Here is a 5,774-nt window from a genome sequence, read left to right on the forward strand (position 1 = left end):
TATAACGGCAAACCATCCTAAAGCGTCGACAAAGCCGTTTATCAAAAAATGCCGTAAAATCACGTCCTTATAGGGCGTGGATGTAAGGCATTTTTAGCTAGGCACTTCTTGCTGATGTTCAATGTACTGCCTAACGATATCAATTGAAGCACCACCACAACTTGATGCAAAATAACTAGGCGACCACAGAGCGCCACCCCAAAGCTGCTGATTGATGGATGCGAAATTCTTTTTACGAATCATTCTGCTGGACACACCTTTCAAGCTATTTACTAGCGCTGAAACACTGATTTTTGGCGGGTAATTTACCAAAAGGTAAACATGATCCTGCTCACCATTAAATTCCACTAGCTCCGCATCAAAATCCTGACAGACTTGATTTAATATCAACCTCAGCTCGTCCAATATCTCTTTGGTAAAAACTTTTCCTCTGTATTTAGTGACAAAGACCAAATGAACATGGATATTGTAAACAACCTGTCTGCCAAGCCTTAATGTGTTTGACATAACATTAGACCAAATGTAGAATAAGATAAATAATTATAATCTATCCTATGAAAACTCTCAAGTTACGCATCAAAGACAAACATGCAAACCAGCTAAATAAATTGGCTGGCGCAGTTAACTTTGTATGGAATTACGTCAATGATTTGAGTTTCAAATACTTGCAACGAACAGGCAAATTCTTTTCAGCTTATGATATTGCAACTTATGTAAAAGGCAGTGGTGAGTTTTTGAATTTGCACAGTCAAACCTTGCAAGCCATCACCGAAAACCACGCTAAATCTCGAAAGCAATTCAAGAAAGCTAAGCTAAATTGGCGTACCAACCACCCCAAAGCTAAGCGCAAGTCACTTGGTTGGATTCCTTTTAAAAATACCGCGATAAAATATTTAGGCGTCAAAAAGGCAGGAAAGAAAAGCCTCAAATCCACCATTCAATTTAGCCTTGCTAAAGGCAAAAAGCTGACCATCGACGTTTGGGATAGCTACAATTTAGCACTCTACACCATTAATACCTGTGAGCTTGTACAGGACAGTCGTGGTCTTTGGTATGCGTGCGTCACCGTTAAAGAATACCCAAAAACTACGTGTGGTGATAGTCAGGTCGGTATTGACTTGGGTTGCAAGGATTCAGCGACAACCAGTGATAGCGTCAAGCTACAAACTAAATTAACCTATAAATACGCACCAAAACTAGGGATTGCTCAAAGGGCTAACAATAAAAAGCGAGCTCGCGCAATTCATGCCAAGATTAAAAACACCCGCCAAGACCTGATCCATAAGTTTACATCGAAACTTGTCAAAGATAATAATGCGATCATAGTAGGTAAGCTTCACTCAAAATCATTCACCTCAAGCAAACTCGCCAAATCCGTCTATGACGCTGGTTGGTTTGAAGTTAAGCGGCAACTGACCTACAAATGCGAGAACGCAGGTTGCCATTATGATGAGGTAAATGAAAGTTACACCACCCAAACCTGCTCGTGTTGCGGCTCACGCCAAAACAGTCCGAAAGGTAGAGCAGGTCTTGGAATCAGAGAATGGCTTTGCGAGTGCGGTGTCACTCATCAACGCGATATTAATGCGGCAAAAAACATTCTCGCGCTCGGGCTTGAGCGTCTAGCGGTAGGAATCCCTTCACTTTAGGGAGGGGAGGAAGTCAATGATGACCGCCTTTATTTCATAAGCTGAGACCAACTGCGGTGTATATTAAAGATTCACAAAGCTACCATTTTTCAGCGCAAGCACCCAAGCGCAATATCAGCTTGCCGATGGCGATTGTCATTGCAGTTAGCGTGCATGCGGTGATAATTTTTGGCGTCAGTTTTTCGATGGGGCAAGACCCTGCCGGATTGATGCAAGACGTTGCCAAAGCGCTAACGGATAATATGAAGCCAAATGAAGACGCGCAATTTATTGCCAATGCTTCACAAGAAGGTGGCGGTACTGTACAAGAGCAATTGCGCCAAGAAACGGATCAAAGCAGTCCTTTGTCTGCTGAGCAAATGAGTGAGACGCAAGATGTGATTCGCTTACAGCGCCAAGTACGTCAGCAGCGTTATCAAGAAAGCTACCTGCGCACCACGCTAAGTTGGCGTCATGCCAGCGTTGAGTCTGATAATGACAGTAAGCAAGCGCAAGATGATATGAGGGTGCAAGAAGAGCGCCTACGTAAGCAGATTGCTACGCTAGAAGCTCAGCTATCCCAGCGTCAGCAAACGTATGCCACCAAATCAAAAGTGGTGACCATGGACAGTAATTCAACGACCCATGGTCCAGCAGCAGATTATATCAATACCTTTCGTGAGCATGTTGAGCGCGTTGGGAATTTGCAATATCCTGCTCAAGCAATAGCACAAAGTATCACGGGTGAAGTACGTTTAATGGTGATTATTGCTAACGACGGTAATATCAAAGCCATCCGTTTGCTTGAGAGCTCAAATTCAACTATCTTAGATGAAGCGGCTAAACAATCAGTCAGGCAAGCCGCGCCATTTGGTAAATTTACCGCAGACATGAAAGACATTGTTGAGTTGCGTCTGATACGTACCTATCGTTATAGTGATACGGTAGAGGTGACGTATTAGCACCAGCCCTGCATCTTAAAGTATTAAACAGATGAAACCCTGATATAGAATAAAGAGTTTATATGGAATTTTTAGGTTTTACCCTTGATATTGCTACTTTAACCAATAACGCTTTGAGCATTGCTGCCAAAGTAGCGCTAGCGTTACTGATATTTATGATAGGGCGCTGGCTTGCTAAAAAGGCGGTAACATTTGCTCATAAGATAATGATGCGCAGTCGTTTAGACGAGACCGTTGCCAATTTTTTAGGTCGGATTATCTATGGTCTGTTGCTGGTAATCGTAGTATTAGCAGCGCTGAGTAAAGTGGGTGTACAGACCACTTCAGTCGTGGCTATCTTAGGCGGTGCAGCGGTTGCGATTGGTTTATCACTGAAAGATCAGCTGTCTAATTTTGCAGCGGGCATTATGATTGTCACCTTTCGCCCATTTGTACGCGGCGACTATGTGCAAATAAGCAGCTATACGGGCACTGTGACAGAAATTACCTTGGTCAATACGCATCTAACAACGATTAACAATCATGATGTCATCATTCCTAATAGCGATATCACCACTTCAGCCGTTACCAATTATACTTCATTGCCCAATCGCCGCGTCGATATCACCGTTGGTATCGGTTATGATGCTGATATCAAAACTGCCAAAGATGTCATGCTAAATTTGGCAATCAGTAATCCGAAGGCGTTTACGGATCCGGCGCCAGTTATCCGTGTCACCAACTTGGGTGATAATTCCGTTGATTTAACCTTGAATGTTTGGACGACCAATGGCGACTGGTGGTCAATGCAGTGTGATTTACTTGAGCAATTTAAATATGCGTTAGACGATAACAAAATTGACATTCCATTCCCGCAACGCAATCTCCATGTTAAAGGGCTTGACCAGATGATTAATCAAATGGATCAAGCACAAAAATTACTAACGAAAAAAGATTAGTCATAAGGGTTTGGGATATTGAGCCCTGCCAAAATTTCAATCTCAAAGCGCTCCATCTCATCTTGCTCGGCTTGCCCGAGCTCATGATCGAAACCGAGCAAATGCAGTATGCCGTGAATTAATAGGTGGCTAATATGCTGCACAGCCTCTTTATTTTGCTCTGTGGCTTCACGTATCATCACCGCATGGCAAATGATCAGCTCTCCAAGCGGTAGCGTTGGCATCAGTCCAACAATTGCTGCTGGCAGGTCGCTTGGATAAGAGAGGATATTGGTTGCATAATCCTTTTGACGGGCTTCTAAATTCAGCTCGCGACCTTCGTCCTCATCTGTAATATAAATATCGAGCGCCTTAATCTTCTCTTGCCACTGCTCAGCATCGATATCGTCAAAGTATGGCAGTATCAGACCACCTTTTACCTGCTCATCAATATAGTTAAGTGTCGCCGCCATTACAGACAGCATCTGCTCCTGACTGTAAAAACTATCAAGTGTCTGGTCATCGATAAGCTCACTGGCACTAATATCAAGCGCGTCTAAGCTATTGTTCTCATTAGAATTATCATTAATGTTGTTGCTATCATCACTATTGCTGTCTTGGCTCATACCCTAATCCTTTTTTATATCAATTAAAAAATATCTAACAGTAAAAAACCGGATATAAAATCCGGTTTCTTTCTAATATAGGCTTATCAAGATAGATTAGAATTTGGCTGCTGCATCAGCAACTATCTGTTTGCGCTCTTGCTCTTTGATACGTTCAAACTTGCGCTTTTCCTGCAAGGCAAACTGCTCGTCATCATAGACATCATAAGCTTCAACGATTTTCTGTACCAATTGATGGCGTACAACGTCTTTTGAATCAAACTTAGTGATATGAATCTCTTCAATACCACTTAAGATTTCCATCGCTTGTGCCAAGCCTGACTTGCTGCCACGTGGCAAATCTACCTGTGTGATGTCACCGGTAATGACCGCGCGCGAACCAAAACCTAAACGCGTCAAAAACATCTTCATCTGCTCAGGCGTGGTATTTTGTGCTTCATCTAAGATCACAAACGAGTTATTAAGGGTACGACCACGCATATAAGCAAGCGGGGCAATTTCAATGATTTGCTTTTCAATCATCTTACCGACTTTCTCAAACCCAATCATTTCATATAGGGCATCGTATAAAGGACGCAAGTATGGATCGATTTTTTGCGTCAAATCACCTGGTAAAAAGCCCAGTTTTTCGCCAGCTTCTACCGCAGGACGTACGAGCAAAATCCGTTCAATCTCATTGCGCTCAATCATATCAACTGCACAAGCAACCGCGAGATAGGTTTTACCAGTACCGGCAGGTCCAATACCAAAGGACACATCAGAGGATAAAATATCTCTGACATAGCGTTGTTGATTGCCACCACGTGGAATGATTTTGCCATTACGTGTACGCAAGCTGATAGGCGTAAATTCGCTTGGGGCGTCTAAGTCTTCCTTATTATCCTCTAGCTGTGCTGCATCTTCTTCAATATCTTCATCGCGCGCGAGGCTTGATTGAATGATGAGATGCAATTCTTCGGCGCTGATGTCTTTGGTGTTTTGTGCTTCATCGACCATTTTATAAATAATACGTTCGCCGCGCTCAACACCCAATATGTCGCCGCTTAGACAAAAGTCGCCTTGGCGTTGGCTGATTTTGATATCGAGGCGTTGTTGAATGTATTTCATGTGATTGTTGTATTCACCAAGCACGGTTTTGAGCTGTGCTGGGGTCAAGGATTCAAATTTTATACGGCGGCTCATGGAGTCAGTCAAGCGATTATCCTTGTGTTGGTTGCCCGCTGCTATGATTATTGCTTCTATGCTGCATAGTCAGACGAACTTCAGAGATAAAATAGTTAGTAGTGCTTTATGTTGTTTGGTTTATAGCTTTTAGCGTACGGCTTTTAGATAATAGAAAATGACGGCAAAGTAGCTGTTAGTTTAATGAATAGTAAGTTTAATGAATAATAAATAAATTTCCTGCCTTCATTATGGTAGATAGAATTTAAATTTCAAGCTATATAGATGTATGCATGGCTTTGTTTTTGTATGGCGATTGCAACGATAGATAAAAGCATTCAGCAGTCACACTGAAAGAATTTTTTATAGCTGCTACGGATACCGTCAAGACCACAGAATAATAGGCAATTTGTGGTAATCTATTGTTTAGGCGATAACGCTATAGTCAGTTTTAAATGAAAGAAATACAAACATTATAAC

6 protein-coding genes are annotated in these 5,774 nt (G+C 42.3%); 3 read left to right on the plus strand and 3 right to left on the minus strand.

The genetic code is table 11. The features are described 5' to 3' along the window. Positions 1–93: 93 nt before the first annotated feature. The gene (gene tnpA / locus JMX75_RS12725) at positions 94–507 is read right to left on the minus strand and encodes an IS200/IS605 family transposase (protein ID WP_201532548.1); all 414 of its coding nucleotides are present in this window, start codon (positions 505–507) and stop codon (positions 94–96) included. A gap of 47 nt (positions 508–554) precedes the next feature. Here tnpA and JMX75_RS12730 point away from each other — a divergent pair, with 47 nt between their 5' ends. The 3 genes from JMX75_RS12730 to JMX75_RS12740 all read left to right on the plus strand — a co-directional run bounded on the left by JMX75_RS12730 (position 555) and on the right by JMX75_RS12740 (position 3,528). After that, a complete protein-coding gene (locus JMX75_RS12730) occupies positions 555–1,649 on the plus strand; it encodes an RNA-guided endonuclease InsQ/TnpB family protein (protein WP_201532549.1) in 1,095 nt (364 codons plus the stop codon). 56 nt (positions 1,650–1,705) lie between these two features. Continuing rightward, positions 1,706–2,590 (plus strand): energy transducer TonB, encoded by an 885-nt coding sequence (locus JMX75_RS12735; protein WP_201532550.1) that lies wholly within the window; start codon positions 1,706–1,708, stop codon positions 2,588–2,590. A gap of 62 nt (positions 2,591–2,652) precedes the next feature. Further along, complete coding sequence (locus JMX75_RS12740) at positions 2,653–3,528, plus strand: mechanosensitive ion channel family protein (protein ID WP_201532551.1); 876 nt, start codon at positions 2,653–2,655, stop codon at positions 3,526–3,528. Here JMX75_RS12740 and ybeY read toward each other — a convergent pair. Together ybeY and JMX75_RS12750 are read right to left on the minus strand one after the other, a co-directional pair. Then, positions 3,525–4,133 carry an rRNA maturation RNase YbeY gene (gene ybeY, locus JMX75_RS12745; RefSeq protein ID WP_201532552.1) on the minus strand — a complete coding sequence of 203 codons (609 nt, stop codon included), beginning with the start codon at positions 4,131–4,133 and terminating at the stop codon, positions 3,525–3,527. The genes JMX75_RS12740 and ybeY overlap by 4 nt on opposite strands. Positions 4,134–4,229: 96 nt before the next feature. Next, positions 4,230–5,315, minus strand: a complete 1,086-nt coding sequence (locus tag JMX75_RS12750; RefSeq protein WP_201532553.1) for a PhoH family protein — start codon at positions 5,313–5,315, stop codon at positions 4,230–4,232. Between the last annotated feature and the right edge of the window lie 459 nt (positions 5,316–5,774).

This window comes from Psychrobacter sp. LFX-11D, assembly GCF_904846475.1.
In the GTDB taxonomy this organism is placed as follows: Bacteria; Pseudomonadota; Gammaproteobacteria; order Pseudomonadales; family Moraxellaceae; genus Psychrobacter; species Psychrobacter cryohalolentis.